Origin of the sequence: Proteiniborus ethanoligenes (assembly GCF_900107485.1) — a bacterium.
GTDB classification, from domain to species: domain Bacteria; phylum Bacillota; class Clostridia; order Tissierellales; family Proteiniboraceae; genus Proteiniborus; species Proteiniborus ethanoligenes.
In genome coordinates, this window is sequence record NZ_FNQE01000018.1 from 38,456 (window position 1) to 59,253 (window position 20,798).

Sequence of the window (20,798 nt, forward strand, 5' to 3'; positions counted from 1 at the left end):
AGATGATTTTATGAGAGTAATTGATTTTAGAAGCGACACCTTAACCCAGCCTACAGTAGAAATGAGACAGGCAATGTTAAATGCAGAATTAGGTGATGATGTATATGGGGAAGATCCTACAATTAACAAGCTAGAAGAAATGGGAGCCAAATTAGTGGGTAAAGAAGCAGCCTTATTCGTTCCCAGTGGAACTATGGGGAATCAGCTTGCAGTACTTTGCCATACGCAAAGAGGAGATGAAATAATCCTAGAGGAAAGATCACATATTTATAATTATGAAGCTGGAGGGATTGCTTTTTTATCAGGTGTACAGCCTCGAATTGTAAAGGGAGATAATGGAATAATGAGTGCAGGTGACGTAGAAAAAGCAATTGTTACGGATAAAGATATCCATCATCCTCAAACAGGACTTATATGCATAGAAAATACTCATAACATGGCTGGAGGTATTGTAGTCCCCCTAGAGGCTATGGAGGAAATTTATGAATTAGGAAGAAAATATAGCTTACCTATTCATTTAGATGGGGCTAGGGTATTTAATGCTAGTACAGCATTAGGCTGTGATGTAAGAGATATTACAAAATATTGTGATAGTATAATGTTTTGTTTATCTAAGGGATTATGTGCTCCAGTAGGTTCAATACTTGCAGGAAGTAAGGATTTTATAGACAAGGCTAGGAGATATAGAAAAATGCTTGGTGGAGGAATGAGACAGGCTGGTATTCTAGCCGCAGCAGGGATTATCGCTCTTACTGATATGATTCAAAGGCTTTCCGAAGACCATGGAAACGCAAAGCTTCTAGCAAAAGGTCTTAAATATATAGAAGGCATCCACATAAGTATGGATACTGTTCAATCAAATATTGTAATGGTAGATATAAGTTCCCCCAAATACAGTAGCTATAGCTTAGTTGACAAATTAAAAGAAAAGGGAATACTTGCATCAGATATAAATAGTAGCAGAATTAGGTTTGTTACTCATAAATATATATCAAAGGATGATATAGAGCACACTATATCTGTGTTCAAAGAAATTTTACAATAATCCAAATATTAAAAGCCTCCATTACTCCATTGAGTAGTGTAGGCTTTGTTTCAATACTTATCTAATATTTCTTTACACATGGTCTTTAAAATATGAATGCAGGACTTAGGTTCAATAATCCTTATTTCTTGATAATTTTGAAATGCTAAATTAATAACTTCATCCATATCATCTGTATAAAATTTTAATCTTACTTTATCTTCCTTAAGCTTTTTTTCTGCATGGATGAACATACGATCATTCTTCACAGTTTCATATAAAAATCTATCCATTTCTAAGTTAACTTCTTTAGTATCTTTTTTCCTATCAACATTTTTTAAGTATTCGTCTATAAAGGATTTAGGATGCACCTTCTCAGAAATCCCTATGCTTTTTATTCTATCAATTCTAAATAATCTCTTTGATTTCCTTAAGTGGCAATATGCTTCTATGTACCATCCTCCACTATAAAAGCTTAAGGTATAGGGAGTAATCATTCTTTCTATGCATTCATCTTTTTTAGGATTATAATACTCTATTGTTAAATCTCTATATTCAAAAAAGCTTTCAATTATCTTTTTAGTTACATCTGGCTTATAGTTTTCTGGATATATTTTATTTATTCCTAGAATAATTCTAGATAACAAATCCAGATATCTTTCCTTTTTATCCTCATCAAGAATATTTAAAAGCTTATATTTAAGAGACTCATAATCCTCCTTCATATTTGGTACTTTTATTATCTCACCTAGCTTTAAGCAAATGAGCAAGTACAATACTTCATTTTCTAAAAAAGCTATTGTAGGAACAAAGTAGCTTTCGTTAATTTCATATCCGCCACTAAAGCCTTGAAGTGCAATAATAGGAACATTCATCTGACATAATGCCTCTATGTCCCTATAAATAGTCCTCTCGCTTACCTCAAAAATATCCCCTATTTCCTTCGCTGTCAGCCTTTTATTCTGTTTAAGTGCGTATATAATGCCTACTAATCGCTCAAGCTTTTTCACAATTTATCCCCCTAAAATCTACACTTTAACCCTAATACCAATGAACAAACCACCTTTTTGTTAATATTCTCCATAAATCGTTTCCTCCCTTCATATCCCACAAAAATAAAAGACTCCCTCTCCGAATGATAAAAGAGGGAGTAAAGTTATAAGTTTCTGAAAACAACAGCTCTGAGGAATAGAGCTATGATTTGCTCATATAGACTTGTGGCTTTCAGAAAGCTTGGGGAAAAACTGATTAATTACTTAAATGCTTTAGAAGTCGTCTCATTTAGCACTTCTTCTATTGCATCAAAAAATTCCTTTGATTCATTTCTTCTTTTCAGCCTAAAATATAATGCAGATAGAAAGTTCCTTTGATTACCCACTAAATACTGATCTCTTTCAGGCAGTCCTGTCTTATTAATATTTTTAAAATCCTTTATCCAGTTTATAATTTCATCATTATGAAGCACTCTTCTCTGGATTATATTTATAACTACACTTACTAGCCTCTCATCCTCTAGATTTATGTATGCATATTCATGTATACATATCTTCTCTTTTACTGCTTCTAATATTTCCATTAGCTCATGGTTATTTAGTTCTTCACACAATGCAATTTCCTTTAATGCATCTGCTGTATGCGCTACTGAGTGTGCCCAGCCTTTATTTTCTACATATCCTCTTAAATCTTTTTCCTCTCTTGCATATTTCAATATTTCTCTATGTACTCTTTTTATTTCTTCCTCAGTGAATATCTTCTCTTCGCCTTTATTGTGTCTATATATAATCCCTCCTATGATTAGCATAGTAAAGGTTCTATTAAATATGGAATCATCTTTTTTTTCTCCTATATTATAGAATAAATGTCCTTCACTTAAGGATAATTCTAGAAGCCCTTTTACTTCCTTATCCGTTAATTCATTATTTACTATCATTCTAAAAAGAAGCTCTAAAATAAGACCATCCCTTAACTCTGAGTCTACGCTTCCAATTTTCCACATCATTTCATATGATAATTCATACTTATTTATTTCTTCTGGAATTGACCAAGCACTATCTCTAATATATAACAACAGTTCCTTTAAATCTTTTTCACTCTTCATTAATTAGTCCTCCTAATTTTTACGCACATCCAATTTAAGTTAAATATAACATAAAAAACCTGACATATACCTGTCAGGTTTTAATATTTCTTTTATTTAATATTTTACAAAACAGTTTCATTTATTAATCCCTTAGCTTATTTAAGTCTGGCTTTTCAAAGAAAAACTTCTCTCCAAGGTAAATACAGATATAATCTTAGCATTTACAAAATATTTATGTAACTTTATCTCTATCTGCTATAATTGTATTATAATTATAATTAGAATTTTAGTCCAGAAAAAGGGTGATTCTGTTGAAAAAAAAGAAAGGTATTAACAGTCTTTGGCTCGTAGTATTAGCACCTATGGGAGCTATTTTAGTATCTTTGTCTCTCAAAAATCCACACCTGGTTGAGAAGCTATACTCAAATGGAATATACCGATACATAGGTATATTTTTAAGCAATGTAACGGGAATCGTTCCCTTTTCTCTAGGAGAATTTATAGTGATTTTTACTTTTTTATTTATTCTTATCTATGCAATTAAGATACTGATTAAAATAATTACACGCCATATTAGTCTACAGAATTTCTACAGACATTTCAAAAATGTAATCATTGCTATAAGCGTTGTTTATTTTGCATTTATCATCCTATGGGGATTAAATTATTATAGATTACCACTCTCCAAAATAATCGGACTAGATACTAAGCCTGCATCTATAAATGAGCTTAAGTCCCTTTGTATAAATTTAATAGAGGAAACAAACAGCTTAAGAAAGGAACTAGACCTAAATAGCCAGAACTTAAATAAAGATACATATTCTCAGACTTTAAAAAGAGCTTATAAGGGTTATGATAAAGTAGGCCAGCTATATCCAGTGCTGGATGGTAAATACGGGACTCCCAAGGCTGTGCTTTTTTCTAAGGGTATGTCCTACACTGGCATAACAGGAATATATTTTCCCTTTACTGCAGAAGCAAATGTTAATGTCCATATTCCATATGTATCTATTCCTTCTACTGCTACACATGAAATGGCACATCAAAGGGGATTTGCTCGTGAAGATGAAGCAAATTATATAGCTTATCTAGCTTGTAAGCTACACCCAGATGTAGATTTTCAATATTCAGGATACTTACTTGCCCTTATTCATTCTATGAACGCATTATACAGCAGCGATATAGAAGCATACTATGAGCTGAATAACAGGTACAGCCCAGAGCTTAAAAAGGACTTAATAGCTATGAATGAGTATTGGAAAAGATTTGAAGGTCCTATAGAAAAAGCCTCTAATAAAGTAAACAATACTTACCTGAAATCTAATAATCAGAAGGATGGTATAAAAAGCTATGGGAGAATGGTTGATTTACTTATAGCAGAATATAGGGAGGAGCATAAGAAGTAATAAAACCCTGTAATTTATAATCACAAGGTCTTTATGGCACACCCGAGAGGACTCGAACCCCCAACACCCTGATCCGAAGTCAGGTGCTCTATCCGTTGAGCTACGGGTGTATAATAATATTTTTAATAGTTCCTATGTTATTATTTTAAAGGCAAGTATCTGCCTTTAAAATAATAACATATTACAATCCTATTTACAATATACTTTACTTTCCTATAATCTACCCATAATAACTAGCTGTGTGCTTCTTTCTATGCCAAAGTTGTCAAAGTTTTTCTTTACATCTTCAGCCATTTTCATAAATTTATCAAATTCAGGATAATCCTTAATCTTAGCTACTTTTTGTGGTAGCTTATGAACTCTTTCAATTAATCTCTTATGTATCCCCTCGTCAGTTTCATAATCTTCAAAAATCTCATCTATTTGTATTCCCATATTTTTAATTAAATCAATTGTTTCCTGCTTTTTAAGTGTCTTACTATGATGTTCTCCTAACAATGTATCTATAAGTCCCCCTAGTTCATGTAGCATTACATGTGTCATCTGAGCAGGTGATTGTTCTTCACTAAATAGTTCACTTATAATAAATATACCGCCTGGTTTTAATACTCTTTTCATTTCAGAAAGCATTTTATTCTTATTAGGTAAATGATGAAGGGTATTTGACATGCACACCATATCGAAGGTATTATCTTCAAAATCCATGTTTTCTGCATCCATCACCAAGTATTTTATGTTAGGATAAGTATTTGTTTTATTGTTTTTCTCAATTATCTCTTCATCATTATCTATACCTATTATTTCAGTATAGCTTTTAAGCCCGTCTTTAAGCTTCATAATAAATGCTCCATCCCTAGTTGCTACATCTAGTACCTTTCCACCTTCTACGTCTTTTAGCTTACTCCTTAGTTTTTTCATTTGTTGTCACTCCTTGTATTTTAAATATAATATAATACTATATCATATTTTATCAAAATATGACAAAGTCTCAAAGCATTTCTTCCCGTAAGCTATTAAAATTTTTTCGTCTCATGCTAAGAAACTTTGTCCTTAATATAGCTTATCCCTTGTATAAACTAGCAAAATCCAGTTTAGATTCCCGTAATATTCATATTTGTTATCTATATTCCATTTATGGCTCTAACATAATGGCATGCAACTAAATGTTCAGGTGCAATTTGCTCTAATTGAGGCTCTTCAACATGACACTTATCCCCAGCGTAAGGACATCTTGCGGCAAATCTGCATCCTGGTTTTGGGCTAATAGGAGAAGCTATCTCTCCCTTTAGCAAAACAACCTTTCTTTTATGCTTTAAGCTAGGCACTGGTATTGCAGATAATAATGCCTTTGTATATGGATGGTATGGCATTTGAAATAGCTTCTTTGATGGTGCCTTTTCTACCATTTTGCCTACATACATAACCCCTATATCATCTGATATGTGCTTTACAACAGATAAATCATGAGTAATAAACATATATGTAAGTCCTAATTCTTTTTGTAGGTCCTGCATCAAGTTTAATATTTGTGCTTGTATGGATACATCTAAAGCAGATACAGGTTCATCACATACTATAAAGCTAGGATTAAGAGCTAGTGCTCTAGCTATCCCAATTCTTTGCCTTCTTCCTCCATCTAGCTCATGTGGATAGGTGTTTATTAGTCTATCTGCTAAACCTACTATTCCCATTAGCTCAGCAACTTTCTTTTCTAGTTCTACTCTACCTTTTATCGCCTTATGAATGATAAGTGGTTCACCAATTATTTCACTTACACTCATTCTAGGATTTAGAGATGAAAAAGGGTCCTGGAATATAATCTGCATTTTTTTTCTTAACTCTCTTAGTCTCTGTCCTTTAACTTCGCCTATATCTTTTCCTTCAAATAAAATGTTTCCATCTGTTGCAGGTAAAAGCTTTAAAACAACTCTTCCCATAGTTGATTTTCCACAACCAGACTCGCCAACAATACCTAAGGTTTGTCCCCTATTAATCCATAAGTCTACTCCATCTACTGCGTGAAGCATTCCCTTGGGAGTTTTAAAATATTTCTTCAGGTTTTTAACTTCTAAAATCTTTTCCATATTAAAAATCCCCCTTTGCTTCTAATACATCTTCATATAAAATGCATCTAACCATATGTCCTTCTTCAACTTCTGAAATGTTTAGCTCAATTGTCTCACATTCGTCTCTTCTATTTGGACATCTTGGATGGAATTTACAGCCTGTTGGCAAATTAGTTGGGTCTGGCATTAAGCCCCTTATAGGTGTTAATCTTTCAACATCTTCGTCTAGGTTAGGTATAGAGCCAAAAAGCCCTACTGTATAAGGATGCTTAGGATTTTCAAATAGCTGTTCTATTGTAGCAGTTTCAACGATTTCTCCTGCATACATTATAGCTACTCTATCACAAACCTCTGCCACTACCCCCAGATCATGAGTAATAAGAAGCATAGATGTGTCAAACTCTTTCTTTAATTTTTGCATCATATGAAGAACTTGGGCTTGTATAGTAACATCTAGTGCCGTTGTAGGCTCATCTGCTATTAATAGCTGCGGATTACAAGCTAAAGCTATGGCTATTATAACTCTTTGCTTCATTCCCCCTGAAAATTGATGCGGATAGTCCATAGCTCTTTGGCTAGGTATACCTACTAATTCTAGCATATCATTAGCTTTTTCAAGCGCTTCCTTATAAGATGCATTTTGATGAATTTCTATAACTTCTGCTATTTGATCACCTACTGTCATTACAGGATTCAGAGAAGTCATAGGATCTTGAAAAATCATAGAAATTTTATTACCTCTAATTCCTCTCATTTCTTCCTCTGAAAGCTTTAATAAGTCATTATCTTCAAAATATATTTCACCCTTAATTATCTTACCAGGTGGATTAGGAACAAGTCTCAAGATTCCTAAGGCAGTAGTGGTTTTACCTGCTCCTGTTTCACCGACTAAGCCTAGGGTTTCACCCTTGTTAAGGGTAATGTCTATACCATTTACTGCCCTAACTACTCCATCTTCAGTAATATAATGTATGTGCAAGTTTTTAATATTTAATAGTTCCATATAGCTCCCCCCTTTTACTGCTTAAGCCTTGGATCTAGCGCATCTCTAAGACCATCACCCAGTAGATTTAATGCTAAAATAGTTATCATGATAGCTAGCCCAGGAAACGTGGTAATATGCCATGCATCTCTTATGTATTTCCTACCTCCAGCTAGCATAGAGCCCCATTCAGGTGCAGGTCTTTCAATACCTAAACCAATAAAGCTAAGTCCAGCAGTAGATAGTATTGCACCAGCAACTCCAAGAGTCCCTTGAACAATTACAGGCGCTAACGCATTTGGTATTACATGACGTAAAATTATTCTAACATCACTTGCTCCTATAGCTCTTGCAGCTTCAACAAATTCTTGGTCTTTAATAGTTAATACAGAAGCTCTGACTATTCTAGCATAGGATGGCACAGAGGAAACACCTATAGCTACCATGAGGTTGAATAAGCTTGAGCCCATTGCTGAAACTATTGCTATAGCCAGTAGTATACTTGGTATGGCTAAAAATATATCCATCACTCTCATTATTATATTATCAAGTCTTCCTCCATAAAATCCTGCAATGGCACCGAAAATACCACCTACTAAAATTGATATGCTTACCGCTACAATTCCTACTTGCAAAGATACCCTTGCCCCGTGTATCATTCTGGCAAACATATCTCTACCATATTCATCAGTACCTAGCAAATGATTTCTACTTGGTCCCTGAAGCCTTATGGATGTATTCTGCTTTATTGCTACCTCATCATAATCGGCAATTACATTTGCAAAAATTGCTAATAGAATCAATATTATTAATATGGTTAAGCCTACCATAGCCATTTTATTTCTCTTTAATCTTCTCCATACCTCTCTCCATTGGCTCCTTTTTTTGTTTCTACTATTTTCAACTGTTTGTTGTTCTGTTTTAGAGTCATCCTTTAAAGCAACATTAGACATTGTCATACCTCCTTTTTGCAATACTTACACCAATCTGTATTTGTTATCTATTTATACTGAGACTTAATTCTTGGGTCTATAAAAGCATATAATATATCTACAAAAAGATTTACTATGCTAAAAGTTACTGATATGAAAATAACAGAGCCTAGTACGGTGGGTGTATCTTTAGATCTAATGGCTTCAACCATGAATCTGCCCACACCAGGCCAAGAAAATACAGTTTCAGTAAGTACAGCTCCACCTAATAAAGAGCCAAACTGCAAGCCAACAATTGTTACTACAGGTATAAGTGCATTTTTCAACGCATGCCTATTAATTACCTTTTTTTCAAGAACGCCTTTTGCTCTTGCAGTTCTAATATAATCTTGTCTAATGACTTCAAGCATAGAGGATCTAGTCATCCGGGTTATTATTGCTGCTGCGCTTGTCCCTAAGGTTAGTGCAGGTAATATCAAGTGTTTGAAACTATCTGCCCCTGAAGAAGGTAGTAGTCCAAAACCCACTGAAAATATCAATATTAACATTAGACCTTGCCAAAAGTTTGGCATGGATACCCCTAACAAAGCTAATATCATACTGACACTATCCGTAAGTGAATATTGCTTTGTAGCAGAAATTATACCTACAGGTATACCAATTAATATAGCCAATATCATTCCTGCAATTGTAAGCTTTAATGTGGCTGGAAATCTTGAAAAAATTTCTTTAAAAACTTCCCTTTTAGTTGTGTATGACCTCCCAAAATCACCTTTTAATGCATTCTTTATATATCTAAAGTATTGAACTATAAGAGGATCATTTAACCCCATGTCCTCTCTCAACTGTTCTAGAGCTTCTTTTGGTGCATTTTCTGCCAGCATAATTTGGGCTGGATCTCCGGGAGTAAAGTACATTATGCTATATACTATAAAAGTTACTCCTAAAATTACTGGTATTAAAAGAAGTATTCTTCTAAGAATATATTTAGCCATTTTTTCCCTCCTCTAGATTGTGCATTTAGATAATCTCTACAATAATAGAAAAGCAGGACCTAGCGTGGTCCCACTTTTTCTAAGACTGCTTCTAAATATCTGATAATTACTTAAAGCTTACATCGTACACGGAGTGGTGTCCTGCAGGGTGTAATGTAAAGCCCTTAATATTCTTTTGTACACCAGCATTTTGCGTTGCAAAATAAAGGAATAATTGTGGAGCTTCCTCAACAATAATTTCTTGGGCTTCCTTATATGCTTTTAATCTCTTATTTGAGTCTACAGTAGTTTTCCCTTCATCAAGTAGCTTATCTACAGTTGGATTTGAGAAGAAGGTTCTGTTTCCGGAGCTACCATGTTGTGAGCTATGGAATAGAGCATATAAGCCATAGTCAGCATCTCCTGTTACGGCTACCCACCCAAGTATAAACATATCATGTTCACCATTAGCAGTTCTGTCTAAGTATGCACTCCATTCAACAACTTCTATACTCACATCAATTCCAACTTCTTTAAGCTGAGCTTGGACTATATCTGCAATTTGAACTCTTACAGGGTTCTCATTAGTCCATATAGTAGTTTTAAATCCTTTTTCATACCCAGCTTCTTTTAATAAGTCTTTAGCCTTTTGAACATTATATTCGTATCCTTTAATATCTGGGTTGTGTCCAAATACCATATCTGCCAAAGGTGAATTCGCTTTCTGTCCTGCACCTTCTAGCACTACATCTATTATTTCTTGAACATTTATTGCATGATTCAACGCTTTTCTTACTTTAACATTATTAAATGGTTCTTTATTAATGTTAAATCCTATGTATTGACTTGATAGAGAAGGTCCTTCGATTAATTCAAGGTTATTATGAGTTTTAACCTTTTCTTTATCAATAGGGTCAATATCATATGCTATATCAATCTCACCAGTTTCTAGTCCTATTGCTCTGTTAGTTCCTTCTGGAATACTTCTAAATACGACAGTTTTTAATTTTGCTGGTCCTCCAAAATACTCATCAAATCTTTCTATTATTACTTTATCACCAGCATCCCATTGAATAAACTTAAATGGGCCTGTTCCAATTGGATGTTGACCATAATCCTCTCCCGCTTCAGTTACAGCCTTTTCATTTAGTATTGATGATGCAGTATGAGATAAATGAGCTAGTAAAGGAGCAAATGGTTCAGATGTTTTAATAAGCACCTTATAATCATCTGCAATTTTTATTTCTTCAACTGGTCCTAGTATATGAGCTACAGTTTGTGAAGCCTTCATTCTTTCTAATGTAAACTTAACATCATTTGCTTTAAACTCTTCTCCATTGTGGAATTTAACACCTTTTCTTAGATTAAATTCCCATGTTAAATCATCAATCTTATTCCAAGATTCAGCTAGCCCTGGGATGATTTCCATCTTTTCATTTGCTTCAACAAGTCTACTGTAAATCTGCTTGCTTATCCTGGATGAAGGTTGATCGTTTGTTGCATGCGGGTCAAAGGACTTAGGGTCAGCACCTTGAGCAACAGTAAGAGTATCCTTTCCTCCTTTGCCTGATGTTGTAGTAGAGTTACAGCCAGTTGCTATTAAAGAAATTATCAACATAGCAATAACTAACCACACTATTTTTTTCTTTAACATAATTTTTCCCCCTTTTTTTTATTACTAGCCCGTTGCAGAATTTTGCAACAAGCATAAATAGTAAATTTAAATATGTTAAAGTAGCTGTTTTTCCCTTATATGGGATATAAATACATTAAAAAGTATGACAAAACTAATGTTTAAAATAGGTATATACTTAAACACGTTTATCTAGAATTAAGTTATGCAATATTTTTTATAATCTAACAACTCTTCAAAACCAAAATATATTGATACGCTTGAATAGTTTGTTGATTATACATATTACAGTAATATCAGGTATAGCAAAAATTAAATTATGATTTATTCAGCAATGATAGGATACAAACAAATGAACACTTAATATGATTATATTTTGTTCAATAATTGTATTTTCTTGCTATGATATGAGTTTTGAATGTGGTTTAATCTATGGAAAGTATGCTAAAATACTATTATCTTTATAACAATAAGTCAAAAGAATCTATTTTAGTCTTTATAGGAAGAATCTCAATCGATTTATAGTAAGATTTGGGGTGAATAATGGGATTCGAACCCACGACCTCCAGAGCCACAATCTGGCGCTCTAACCAGCTGAGCTATACCCACCACGATATTAAATTTGTTACTTGTTATGATGAAATTCAAAATATGCTTTAGTGTTTTTTGCGATTATAAAACCTAATTTTAGGTTCTTGGAGCGGGTGAAGGGAATCGAACCCTCGTAGCCGGCTTGGGAAGCCGGTGCTCTACCACTGAGCTACACCCGCAAAGGTCATTGTTCTTTTACCTTTGCACGCTTCAGTTGGTAATCGATAGTTTAGTAATTTGTCACTAACAATAATTAATATATCATTATTAGGCGTATAAGTCAATGGTAAGCCTTTTATTAATTATATATAAATTATTTCTCCTCTTATGCTATCTTCATCTATGTGTAAAAGACCTATACTTTTATGAGTACCACCTCTAGGTAAAGATGGGCTTCCAGGATTCAGAAAAAGTATTCCATCATGTTCTACAGCTGTTGGCATATGACTATGACCGAATAATGCAACAGCTGCTCCTAGCTCTTTTGCCCTATAATATATATCATTAAGCCCATGCTTTACTCTATATAGGTCTCCATGAGTCATAAATATTTTTTTCCCCATTATTTCAAGAATTCTATCGTCTAAAGTATGATTATCATAAACATCACAATTCCCTTTGACATTGATAACTTCTACTTCAACTCCATTTCTTATACCTACTACATCCTTTGAATAGTCACCTAAATGTAAAATCAAATCTATATTTTTTATTTTCCTTAATGCTCCTATACAGCTATCTATATATCCATGTGTATCACTTATTACCGCTACCTTCATTTTCCTCGTCCTCTATAATGTTTTTTAACTCTTCCTTTAAATTAAATAATGCTTTTGCTCTATGACTGATTTTGTTTTTTACTTCATCCCCAAGCTCTGCAAAAGTTTTATCATAGCCATCAACAATAAATAAAGGGTCATAGCCAAAGCCATTTTCTCCCCTTAGCTCAAAGCCTATCCTTCCGATGCACTCTCCACAAACTGTTCTTATACTTTTATCCTCTAGTACTATTGCAATTACAGTTTTAAACTTTGCTGTTCTTTCCTCTAAAGGAATACCTCCAAGTTCTTTTAATAGCTTTATATTATTATCGCTATAGGTTGCACTTTCCCCACTATATCTGGATGAATAAACTCCAGGCTCCCCATGAAGCTTATCAACAAAAAGACCTGTATCATCTGCTATAACTATTGCGTCTGTTTTTTTAGCTAATTCTAAAGCCTTTTTTATTGCATTTTCCTCAAGAGTACTACCATCCTCAATAACTTCAATATGTCCAAGTCCTGCTTCTTTTTTAGACAACACTCTTATAGGCATGTCCTTCATAATATCTTGTATTTCTGATATTTTATGATTATTATCCGTTGAAACTACAAGGATTTTTTCACTCATCATCTGCTTCCCCTCTTTCTGGCTTGTTCATGCCTATTAAGTTACTTATATCTCCAAGAGCTTCTTTTTGCAAGCTAATAAGCTCTTCATTACCTTTTTGTCCTAAGGCTATTAGCTCGTTTAAATCCTTAAATGAAAAAGGAGATTTTTCTCCAGTGCCTTGAAGCTCAACAAATTCTCCATCACTAGTCATAACTACATTCATGTCTACCTTTGCATTTGAGTCCTCTATATAACATAAGTCCAGCATAGGCTTTTCATCTACAACTCCAACGCTTACAGCAGATAAAAATCCTTTCAGCGGTATGTAGGATAAGATTCCTTCTTCATATAGTTTATAAAATGCATCAGCTAATGCAATAAAAGAGCCTGTTATGGAGGCTGTTCTAGTACCACCATCGGCTTGAATTACATCGCAATCTATCCATATAGTTCTTTCCCCTACATCCTCTAAATTAACTATAGATCTTAATGCCCTACCAATTAATCTTTGTATCTCTTGACTTCTCCCCTCTACCTTTCCTCTACTGGATTCTCTAATCTTTCTAGAACCAGTTGAGCCAGGAAGCATGGAGTATTCTGCAGTTATCCATCCAAGACCACTACCTTTTAAAAATGGTGGTACCTTGTCCTCTATCATAGCTGTACATATTACTTTTGTATCTCCCATTTGGATAAGAACTGACCCCTGAGGATGTTTAAGATAATTTCTAGTGACTTTAACCTTTCTAAGCTCGTTATAATTTCTTCCATCTACTCTAATCATATAATCGCCTCTCAATTATTTTTACATGTATTATTGTTTCCTACTATTCAATATAATAACAAAGATTTTGTTTTTTTTCTATAATGATGATAAAAAAACTACCAGCTAAGTGGTAGTTTTTAATATTCATTTGCAAATACAGGCATAGCATCTTGGGAGTTTATGTCTAATCCTGCTTCTTCTACGGTCTTACCATCAAGTAGAATTTCTACATATTCAACTCCAGAGAATTCTTTAAGGGTCAATCCAATATTTTTAACCATTTTATTGAATACTGTTTGTTCAGATAATGTGCTAATGTCCTGTGCTATTATATCTACATAAGCTACTCCATTGCTTATCTCTACTCCTTGGAATTCAACTCCATATGGTATATCTGTATAGAGCCCTGAAAGTTCTGGTGCCCCGTCAAATAATATTTCAAGGGATGTATTAATATCTGCATTAGGAGCTAAAGTAGGTACTGTTACTGGAACATAATATTCATATTCTCCATTGCTGGTTCCTTTGTAGTAAACAGTTATTTTAGATGCTGCATCTTTAAGGTTTTCTACTACATTTATATCCTTTCTAGCTAAAGGGGTATTAATTTTTGTTCCATATTTTAATTCTGATACCATTTTTCCATCAATCATAATCTGTACTTCCTTGATGTTTGCAAATTCTGTTAAGGTATATACTACACCCTTTATCATGTTTTCTTCATCTTTTTTTGATTGACAGTTCATTATTCCATTGCTGAAATCAACCTTACAAAGACCCGTATCCTGGTTAATTGACATGCCGATTATTTCTGTGCCTGACGGGATTATTGGGTTTAGTCCTATGCTTCCTATATCCTCTCTTACAATTGGACTATCCATAATGTTTTTAAGTGCAGCCTTAGCTATGCCTTCCTCCCAAGGAATTTTTCTTTTTACAGGAACTAAATACCCATTTTCGTTCTGATAATAAAGAACTGTGTTCCTTAAACTAGCATCTTCTAAAATGTTTTCATCTTCATCACTTCTTATTATCTCTATATCCGGATCTTCATTAGTTATTAAATCCTTCATTGTGTCTATTGTCTTACAGCCAAATAAGCTCACTGCTAAAACTAAGACTATTGCAAGTATAAACAACCTTTTAATATACATTAGTTACCCTCCCTTTGCTAAAACTACTTAATAAAGTATATTAAAAACAAAGAGAGACTATGATAACTTTGTAGAATTCTACTTTCTTTTAATATTTGGAAAATATCCTCCACTGATAAGCTTTGTTGTACTTACTGTTATAAAAGCCTCTTTGTCAAGATTAGCAAGTAACTTATGAAGCTTATCTAAATCTTTTCTTTTCAGACCAATATTTAATATGCTTTTGGGCCCTTCTTTTCCTTGTCCTACTATTACCGTTACACCAAAACCATTAGCTCTAAGCTCGTCTATAATACTGATTTCTTTTTCACTGTTATTAGCAACATCCTTTAATATGACTTGAGCTGTTAAATTACCTAAGGCTATTTTTTCTTCTATGTAGCTCCCTATAAAGTTTCCGCTAGCATATCCTAATGCATAGGCTAGTAGATTTCCTGGATTAGTTAAACCATTTACAACTCTATTTAATGCTACTATATAAACAATAACTTCAAAAAATCCTATTATTGCTGCCTGCTTTCTCCTACCCTGTACTACCATAAGCATTCTAATAGTAGACATTGAAACATCCACTATTCTAGCTCCAAATATGAATAAATATCCTAAAATAGCCTCCATATACTTCCTCCTTGTTGAACAATAGTTGAACAGTAGTTAAACAATCGTTACACTACCGTTAAACTACTGTTACACTATCATTTTATATTATTTCCCTATTTCATTAAAGTATTTCACTATACCATTAGCTATAGCTTGAGCTGCTTTTTCATGGTATGCATCTGTTATTAGAAGCTGTTCTTCTGCTGGATTAGTGACAAAGCCAAGCTCTAACAACACAGCAACCATTTTAGTTTCTCTAACAACTACAAATTCCGGTTTCTTGATAATGTCCTTATCCTTAGAATTAAGACCGCTTAGCATTGCATCATGGATAGCTTTAGCAAAAGGATAATTGTCTCCCTCTTTCATCTCACTACTAAAGGCTGGACAGTAGTAGGTTTGTATCCCTGCTATTTCTTTGTCTTTATTTGAATTAAAGTGTATACTAACAAACGCATCTGCGTCATTTCTATTAGCAATATCTGCCCTTTCATAAAGGTCTATCCATTCATCCTTATCCCTTGTCAATATAGTTCTAAAACCTAGCTCTCTGAGCTTTCGATCAAGCTTTAATGCAACTTTTAAGTTTAGGTCTTTTTCTTTTACCTTAGAAATTGGCCCTGTAGTTCCAGGGTCCTTTCCTCCATGTCCTGCATCTATTACAATAAGCTTAGAACCATTGTTTTCTTCTATCTTCTTAAATAGTATTTTTATGATAGAGCTATCTAATTCTGAAGATAGATTATAATCTATTTTCCCTTTAAAGCTTATTGTTATTTTTTTATATTCTTCCTCTTCATCTACTATTATGCTTGAAATATTTTCATCGTTTATTGTCATTATTCCATTTTCTATATCTACAGCATCCTTGTCTATTTTGATTTCCATATGTCTGCTTTTTTCATTGTAGTCAATTGCATAATCCCTATTTTTTTCTAAGGATATTTCTATGATGCCTTCATCCTTACTTTCATTAGAATAAGCAATATTCTTATAGTTCCCATCATCTACAAATACGACAATGTCTTTATTTCTATAATCTACCATAACATTTGCATTTTCTTCAATTTCTTTAATATCTAGTACTACTCTTACAATCTTATCATTGTTAGACCCATTATTAGGTTTAAATTGTGAAGAACGAATCCTATGAATAAATTCATTGTCCACATCTATTTGAAGACTGTCTGTCCACAATTTCGAATCTAAAATATCTATTACTACTCTTTCTGGGTTTGAAAGTCTAAACATATTATATTTAGCTTCCTCTGTATTTTCTATAACTACAGCATTTCGACCATTAATCCTCTTTGAGCTAATATTTTTTACATTATTTAAAAATGAAATTGTCACTAACTTCTCGTCATCAGATGCTATAATATTGTAATCTATTTTCCCATCTAAATCAATGACTAATCTAATGATTTGAGGATTATCTGAAAACTGAGCCAATCTTACGCTTTTTACAGGCGATTTGTTTACGTTTATATGTACCAAACCATTGGAATCCACTATGCTTTTATCACTAATGCTCAACCTGCTATTGTTTATATCTATAACTAGTCTATCCGGCTCTGACATAAACCTTTCACTATATTCTATAGCAGCATTTGTGGTTAGTATGATTTTAGGGTTACCATCTTGAGAGCTTTCAACAGAAATGCCTGTTATCTCATTTGTAGAAGTAGTTATAATGCCTGTCCTAGTGCTTTGCTCCCAATCTACATTACATCCTAATACTTCTGATACAAATCTTAATGGAACCATGATTCTTGCATCATTTACTAGCATTGCTGGAATTCCATAGGGTATTTCCTTTTGTACTCCATTTACTAGAACCATAGGACTGTTTACCTTCAATATAATCTCTTGATTTGTTGTTTTTATAGTAGCCTCCTTACTTTCCTGATTCCAGCCTACATCAGCATTTAGATGGTTTCCTATAGCTCTTATAGGAACTAATATCCTGTCATTGACAATCATTGGAGGTATGTCTGATTCAATAGGTGCTCCATTAAATGTTACGTTAGCAGTAGCTACACTAACCTGCTTGCCATTAATACTAACCTTCATAGATGCTTGTTGAGTTTGGGCTATTACACTATTTCCTACTCCTATAACCATAACAAACACCATAAGAACTGCAATTAATTTCTTCATAGTCTACCTCCTAAATCTTTTTAGAATATTTCGTGATTATGTAAACATATTTAAACAGTAGTTCTACATATATTTACATTTTTCTTTGCTCTGTATAGTATATATATATCATCTCGTAAAATATTATGTCAATCGATTTAGAATTTTGTAATATTCTTTTAATATAGACCATGTACTTTATAGGTATATAATAATTTGTTTCCGCTTATGTACCTTTGTAAAGCTCTATGCATTCTTTTACAGTCATTGTTCTATGATCAGAAATTACTCTTAAAAGAGTTATGTCCTCAGGCTCTATGTCATGAAATATCATAACCTCTTCGTCATATCCTACTTCTTTATCACGCCTTAGACTTAAGTTGTCACAAAAGCTTAAGGAGGTGTTCCAATATTGAGCTATAACGTCTTTACCCTTACTATCTAAGTATTCCTTTGCCACTTCAAAGCCTTTTATACTTTTTAAAATAAAAGGCTCATAAAGCATGTTTGCTAAATTCTCATTTGCAATCCAGCATTTTCTTTTATTTATTTTAACAGCCAACACAGCAGTATGGGAGTGCCAATTATGATTTCTTGGATAATTCATGCTAGCAAATATAGCTTTTTCTCTATTTACCCAGTCCGGGATAGCCTTTGGCTTAAAGGAATTAATGTATTTGTGAAATTCTAGGTAATTATTATAATATGTAGCTTTGTCATCATACCTTATTCCGTTTTTTAATATATTTTTAAGGTCTGTTATACAAGCGACGTGGTATACGACCTCTGTTTCTATAAAATCTGGAAAAAATACTATAATCACCTTCTTTTTTTGTTTTAAAAAATAATAGCATAAGCAGTTGGGCAAAATAAGTTTAGTTTCAGAAAAGGAGTTGTTTAATAATGAGTATAAACTGCTCAGAAAAATGCATTTATGAAAATGAAGGAATATGTACCTTAAACCACATAATCATATCATCAGGAAATATATCTTCTGGATGTCCCTATTTTAAAAATAAAACTAGTTCTAAAAGCTTAGATAATTCAAAATCATAAAAGCTCTATAGTATTATTATTCTTTACTCCTTAATCTATTCAGTATATAAACATTTAACAAAAGCTTCTAAAACAGAAACTTATTATCTCCATAAAAAACAGCGATATGTTTCATATCGCTGTTTTTTGATATCTTTTAATGCTCTTCTATATATGCCCATTTATATTCAGTATCACAACCAACTGCGTATCTGGCAATGCCTTTAACATAATCTCTTTGTACAAATACCCTTGCTGGATGATATAGCGGATGTATTGGTAGATCCTTTGCTAATGCTTTTTCAGCTTCTAGCATAGCATCTATTCTTTCGTCTCCTTCACCTTCCATAGCTTTTTTAATAGCAGCATCATATTCTGGACTTGAATAGTATGCATCATTGTTACCGCCATTTGTTACAAATAAATCCATAAATGTCATTGGGTCGTTATAGTCTCCACCCCAACCAGCAACACTTATTGTATAGTCTTTCTTATTATATCTTTCAAGACGCATAGCAAATGTCATTTCTTCTATTGGAATTTCTACTCCTAAATTCTCTTTCCACATTTGTTGGAATGTTTGAGTTATTCTATTCCATGTAGTAGTATTACCTGCTACGATAGATACGTGCTTTTCAAAATCTGCTTTAGTAATTCCAAGCTCTTTTAATCCTAATTCAAAATGTTCCTTCGCCTTTGCAGGGTCAAAAGGTAATGTTAAATCTCCACGATTTTCCGCAAAGTCTTTTCCACCTTTTCCCAATAGCAATGGTGGTGTTAAGCCTCCTGCTACTATGGAGCCATTTGCTAGAACATTATCAACAAATGATTGTCTATCTGCAGCATAAGCAAATGCTTTTCTAATATTAAGGTTTTGGAAGTATTTATCCTCCATATTAAATTGGAAGTACCAAGTTGTAGCATCTGCTGCTGAGCCAAACTCTGGAGAATCCTTATATTTATCCATAAATTCTCCTGGAACTGCGATTACATCAAGTCCACCAGTTTCATAAAGGTTAACCATAGTGTTATTATCTGTAATCATGTCTCCTTCTATTTTATCTAGTTTAACTGAAGCTGCGTCCCAATAATCCTGGTTCTTAGCTAGGTATAATCTTTGTTCTTTTTCCCATAATTCAATTACAAATGGTCCACTATATACCATTTTATCTGGAGCTGATGCAAACTCATCGCCATACTTTTCTACAGCTGCTTTTTGAGCTGGTAAATAAGTTGCGAAGGATGTTAAGCTCAAGAAGAATGGAGTTGGTCTTAAAAGTTTTACTTCTAATGTCTTCTCATCTAATGCTTTAATGCCAACTTTTTCTTTATCTGTTATAACCTCAGTATTATATTCTTCTGCACCAACAATATGATAAAACTGATAAGCATATTCTGATGCTACTTCTGGATCTATAGCTCTAAACCAAGCATATTCAAAATCATATGCAGTTATCGGAGTACCGTCAGACCATTTAGCATCTTTTAGCTTAAATGTATAAGTTAATTCATCTTCACTAATTGTCCAATCTTCTGCTAGACCAGAGCCTTTTTTAATAGTTCCATCTGGCTGCTGCCTTACTAATCCATCATAGATAGCATTAACTATCCACATTGAAACCTGGTCTGTTGTAGTTTGTGGATCTAGATCCGGTGGGTCCTGTTGCCAGTTTATTCTTAATGTTTGATCTGCAGCTAACTTTTCTTTTTTACCACACCCAGTCAGTCCTAATGATAACACCATCACTAAAACTAGCATTAACACTATAAGCTTTTTCATTAAGCTTCCCCCTTTTTATTTTGATCTTTTCAATAGCAACTTTAAATATATGGCTTTTCTTTATCACCTCCTCAATTGATCTTTAGAAATTTACAAGTCAGAATATTCAATATTTTTTGAATGTTTTCTGCTTGTTTTGTAATATTAAAAACGGCTTGTATAGGTAATATTTATGTATATTCGATTATTTAAATTACTCTAAGTTTTTATGTAAGGGGACAGGGGCTTTTAGTATCCCCTATTATCCCATCTTCTTCATTTT

At 33.4% G+C, this 20,798-nt stretch carries 19 protein-coding genes and 3 tRNA genes; 3 read left to right on the forward strand and 19 right to left on the reverse strand.

Annotation, left to right across the window (positions count from 1 at the left end):
• Positions 1 to 10: 10 nt before the first annotated feature.
• Positions 11 to 1,045, forward strand: a complete 1,035-nt coding sequence (ltaE, locus tag BLV37_RS08670) for a low-specificity L-threonine aldolase (RefSeq protein ID WP_091730088.1) — start codon at positions 11 to 13, stop codon at positions 1,043 to 1,045.
• Between the two features lie 50 nt (positions 1,046 to 1,095).
• Here the strand turns inward: ltaE and BLV37_RS08675 are convergent, their stop codons facing one another.
• Together BLV37_RS08675 and BLV37_RS08680 are read right to left on the reverse strand one after the other, a co-directional pair.
• Positions 1,096 to 2,034, reverse strand: a complete 939-nt coding sequence (locus tag BLV37_RS08675; RefSeq protein WP_091730090.1) for a helix-turn-helix transcriptional regulator — start codon at positions 2,032 to 2,034, stop codon at positions 1,096 to 1,098.
• 242 nt (positions 2,035 to 2,276) lie between these two features.
• On the reverse strand, positions 2,277 to 3,122 hold the full coding sequence (locus tag BLV37_RS08680; protein WP_091730092.1) for a DUF2785 domain-containing protein: 846 nt from the start codon (positions 3,120 to 3,122) through the stop codon (positions 2,277 to 2,279).
• A gap of 293 nt (positions 3,123 to 3,415) precedes the next feature.
• On the opposite strand from BLV37_RS08680, the gene BLV37_RS08685 reads away from it, so the two are divergent.
• Positions 3,416 to 4,510: a DUF3810 domain-containing protein gene (locus BLV37_RS08685; protein WP_244270505.1), complete on the forward strand. Its 1,095-nt coding sequence runs from the start codon at positions 3,416 to 3,418 to the stop codon at positions 4,508 to 4,510.
• A gap of 34 nt (positions 4,511 to 4,544) precedes the next feature.
• Here BLV37_RS08685 and BLV37_RS08690 read toward each other — a convergent pair.
• The 16 genes from BLV37_RS08690 to BLV37_RS08765 all read right to left on the reverse strand — a co-directional run bounded on the left by BLV37_RS08690 (position 4,545) and on the right by BLV37_RS08765 (position 18,544).
• Positions 4,545 to 4,620 (reverse strand) — tRNA-Arg (locus BLV37_RS08690).
• 103 nt (positions 4,621 to 4,723) lie between these two features.
• Complete coding sequence (locus tag BLV37_RS08695) at positions 4,724 to 5,428, reverse strand: class I SAM-dependent methyltransferase (RefSeq protein ID WP_091730095.1); 705 nt, start codon at positions 5,426 to 5,428, stop codon at positions 4,724 to 4,726.
• Positions 5,429 to 5,631: 203 nt separating this feature from the next.
• The gene (locus tag BLV37_RS08700) at positions 5,632 to 6,594 is read right to left on the reverse strand and encodes an ABC transporter ATP-binding protein (RefSeq protein ID WP_091730097.1); all 963 of its coding nucleotides are present in this window, start codon (positions 6,592 to 6,594) and stop codon (positions 5,632 to 5,634) included.
• 1 nt (position 6,595) lies between these two features.
• Positions 6,596 to 7,579: an ABC transporter ATP-binding protein gene (locus BLV37_RS08705; protein ID WP_091730100.1), complete on the reverse strand. Its 984-nt coding sequence runs from the start codon at positions 7,577 to 7,579 to the stop codon at positions 6,596 to 6,598.
• A 14-nt stretch (positions 7,580 to 7,593) separates the two neighbouring features.
• Positions 7,594 to 8,517: an ABC transporter permease gene (locus BLV37_RS08710; protein ID WP_091730102.1), complete on the reverse strand. Its 924-nt coding sequence runs from the start codon at positions 8,515 to 8,517 to the stop codon at positions 7,594 to 7,596.
• 41 nt (positions 8,518 to 8,558) lie between these two features.
• Positions 8,559 to 9,485 (reverse strand): nickel ABC transporter permease, encoded by a 927-nt coding sequence (nikB, locus tag BLV37_RS08715; protein WP_091730105.1) that lies wholly within the window; start codon positions 9,483 to 9,485, stop codon positions 8,559 to 8,561.
• 106 nt (positions 9,486 to 9,591) lie between these two features.
• Complete coding sequence (locus BLV37_RS08720; RefSeq protein WP_091730108.1) at positions 9,592 to 11,118, reverse strand: glutathione ABC transporter substrate-binding protein; 1,527 nt, start codon at positions 11,116 to 11,118, stop codon at positions 9,592 to 9,594.
• A 511-nt stretch (positions 11,119 to 11,629) separates the two neighbouring features.
• Positions 11,630 to 11,706 (reverse strand) — tRNA-His (locus tag BLV37_RS08725).
• Between the two features lie 87 nt (positions 11,707 to 11,793).
• Positions 11,794 to 11,867, reverse strand: a tRNA-Gly gene (locus tag BLV37_RS08730).
• Positions 11,868 to 11,990: 123 nt separating this feature from the next.
• Positions 11,991 to 12,467, reverse strand: coding sequence for a metallophosphoesterase (locus BLV37_RS08735; protein WP_091730109.1), 477 nt, complete (start codon positions 12,465 to 12,467; stop codon positions 11,991 to 11,993).
• Positions 12,445 to 13,080, reverse strand: coding sequence for an RdgB/HAM1 family non-canonical purine NTP pyrophosphatase (gene rdgB / locus BLV37_RS08740; protein WP_091730112.1), 636 nt, complete (start codon positions 13,078 to 13,080; stop codon positions 12,445 to 12,447). The genes BLV37_RS08735 and rdgB overlap by 23 nt, the downstream gene beginning before the upstream one ends.
• On the reverse strand, positions 13,073 to 13,843 hold the full coding sequence (gene rph, locus BLV37_RS08745; RefSeq protein WP_143031497.1) for a ribonuclease PH: 771 nt from the start codon (positions 13,841 to 13,843) through the stop codon (positions 13,073 to 13,075). Before rph ends, rdgB begins: the two co-directional genes overlap by 8 nt.
• A gap of 122 nt (positions 13,844 to 13,965) precedes the next feature.
• Positions 13,966 to 14,982: a GerMN domain-containing protein gene (locus BLV37_RS08750; RefSeq protein WP_091730118.1), complete on the reverse strand. Its 1,017-nt coding sequence runs from the start codon at positions 14,980 to 14,982 to the stop codon at positions 13,966 to 13,968.
• 78 nt (positions 14,983 to 15,060) lie between these two features.
• Positions 15,061 to 15,600: a DUF2179 domain-containing protein gene (locus BLV37_RS08755; RefSeq protein WP_091730120.1), complete on the reverse strand. Its 540-nt coding sequence runs from the start codon at positions 15,598 to 15,600 to the stop codon at positions 15,061 to 15,063.
• Between the two features lie 87 nt (positions 15,601 to 15,687).
• A complete protein-coding gene (locus tag BLV37_RS08760) occupies positions 15,688 to 17,742 on the reverse strand; it encodes an N-acetylmuramoyl-L-alanine amidase (protein WP_091730123.1) in 2,055 nt (684 codons plus the stop codon).
• 205 nt (positions 17,743 to 17,947) lie between these two features.
• Positions 17,948 to 18,544 carry a hypothetical protein gene (locus BLV37_RS08765; protein WP_244270507.1) on the reverse strand — a complete coding sequence of 199 codons (597 nt, stop codon included), beginning with the start codon at positions 18,542 to 18,544 and terminating at the stop codon, positions 17,948 to 17,950.
• Between the two features lie 80 nt (positions 18,545 to 18,624).
• Here BLV37_RS08765 and BLV37_RS14830 point away from each other — a divergent pair, with 80 nt between their 5' ends.
• Positions 18,625 to 18,777: a hydroxymyristoyl-ACP dehydratase gene (locus tag BLV37_RS14830; protein ID WP_244270508.1), complete on the forward strand. Its 153-nt coding sequence runs from the start codon at positions 18,625 to 18,627 to the stop codon at positions 18,775 to 18,777.
• Between the two features lie 136 nt (positions 18,778 to 18,913).
• On the opposite strand, the gene BLV37_RS08770 is transcribed toward BLV37_RS14830, so the two are convergent.
• Positions 18,914 to 20,536, reverse strand: coding sequence for a peptide ABC transporter substrate-binding protein (locus tag BLV37_RS08770; RefSeq protein ID WP_091730124.1), 1,623 nt, complete (start codon positions 20,534 to 20,536; stop codon positions 18,914 to 18,916).
• Positions 20,537 to 20,798 lie beyond the last annotated feature (262 nt).

Bases quoted from the DNA above. Each gene is read 5' to 3' on its own strand.
- BLV37_RS08750 (WP_091730118.1), bottom strand. From the start codon at position 14,982: ATGTATATTAAAAGGTTGTTTATACTTGCAATAGTCTTAGTTTTAGCA.
- BLV37_RS08735 (WP_091730109.1), bottom strand. From the start codon at position 12,467: ATGAAGGTAGCGGTAATAAGTGATACACATGGATATATAGATAGCTGT.
- BLV37_RS14830 (WP_244270508.1), top strand. From the start codon at position 18,625: ATGAGTATAAACTGCTCAGAAAAATGCATTTATGAAAATGAAGGAATA.
- BLV37_RS08700 (WP_091730097.1), bottom strand. From the start codon at position 6,594: ATGGAAAAGATTTTAGAAGTTAAAAACCTGAAGAAATATTTTAAAACT.
- BLV37_RS08705 (WP_091730100.1), bottom strand. From the start codon at position 7,579: ATGGAACTATTAAATATTAAAAACTTGCACATACATTATATTACTGAA.
- rdgB (WP_091730112.1), bottom strand. From the start codon at position 13,080: ATGAGTGAAAAAATCCTTGTAGTTTCAACGGATAATAATCATAAAATA.
- BLV37_RS08695 (WP_091730095.1), bottom strand. From the start codon at position 5,428: ATGAAAAAACTAAGGAGTAAGCTAAAAGACGTAGAAGGTGGAAAGGTA.
- BLV37_RS08755 (WP_091730120.1), bottom strand. From the start codon at position 15,600: ATGGAGGCTATTTTAGGATATTTATTCATATTTGGAGCTAGAATAGTG.
- nikB (WP_091730105.1), bottom strand. From the start codon at position 9,485: ATGGCTAAATATATTCTTAGAAGAATACTTCTTTTAATACCAGTAATT.
- BLV37_RS08680 (WP_091730092.1), bottom strand. From the start codon at position 3,122: ATGAAGAGTGAAAAAGATTTAAAGGAACTGTTGTTATATATTAGAGAT.
- BLV37_RS08710 (WP_091730102.1), bottom strand. From the start codon at position 8,517: ATGACAATGTCTAATGTTGCTTTAAAGGATGACTCTAAAACAGAACAA.
- BLV37_RS08770 (WP_091730124.1), bottom strand. From the start codon at position 20,536: ATGAAAAAGCTTATAGTGTTAATGCTAGTTTTAGTGATGGTGTTATCA.
- ltaE (WP_091730088.1), top strand. From the start codon at position 11: ATGAGAGTAATTGATTTTAGAAGCGACACCTTAACCCAGCCTACAGTA.
- BLV37_RS08720 (WP_091730108.1), bottom strand. From the start codon at position 11,118: ATGTTAAAGAAAAAAATAGTGTGGTTAGTTATTGCTATGTTGATAATT.
- BLV37_RS08760 (WP_091730123.1), bottom strand. From the start codon at position 17,742: ATGAAGAAATTAATTGCAGTTCTTATGGTGTTTGTTATGGTTATAGGA.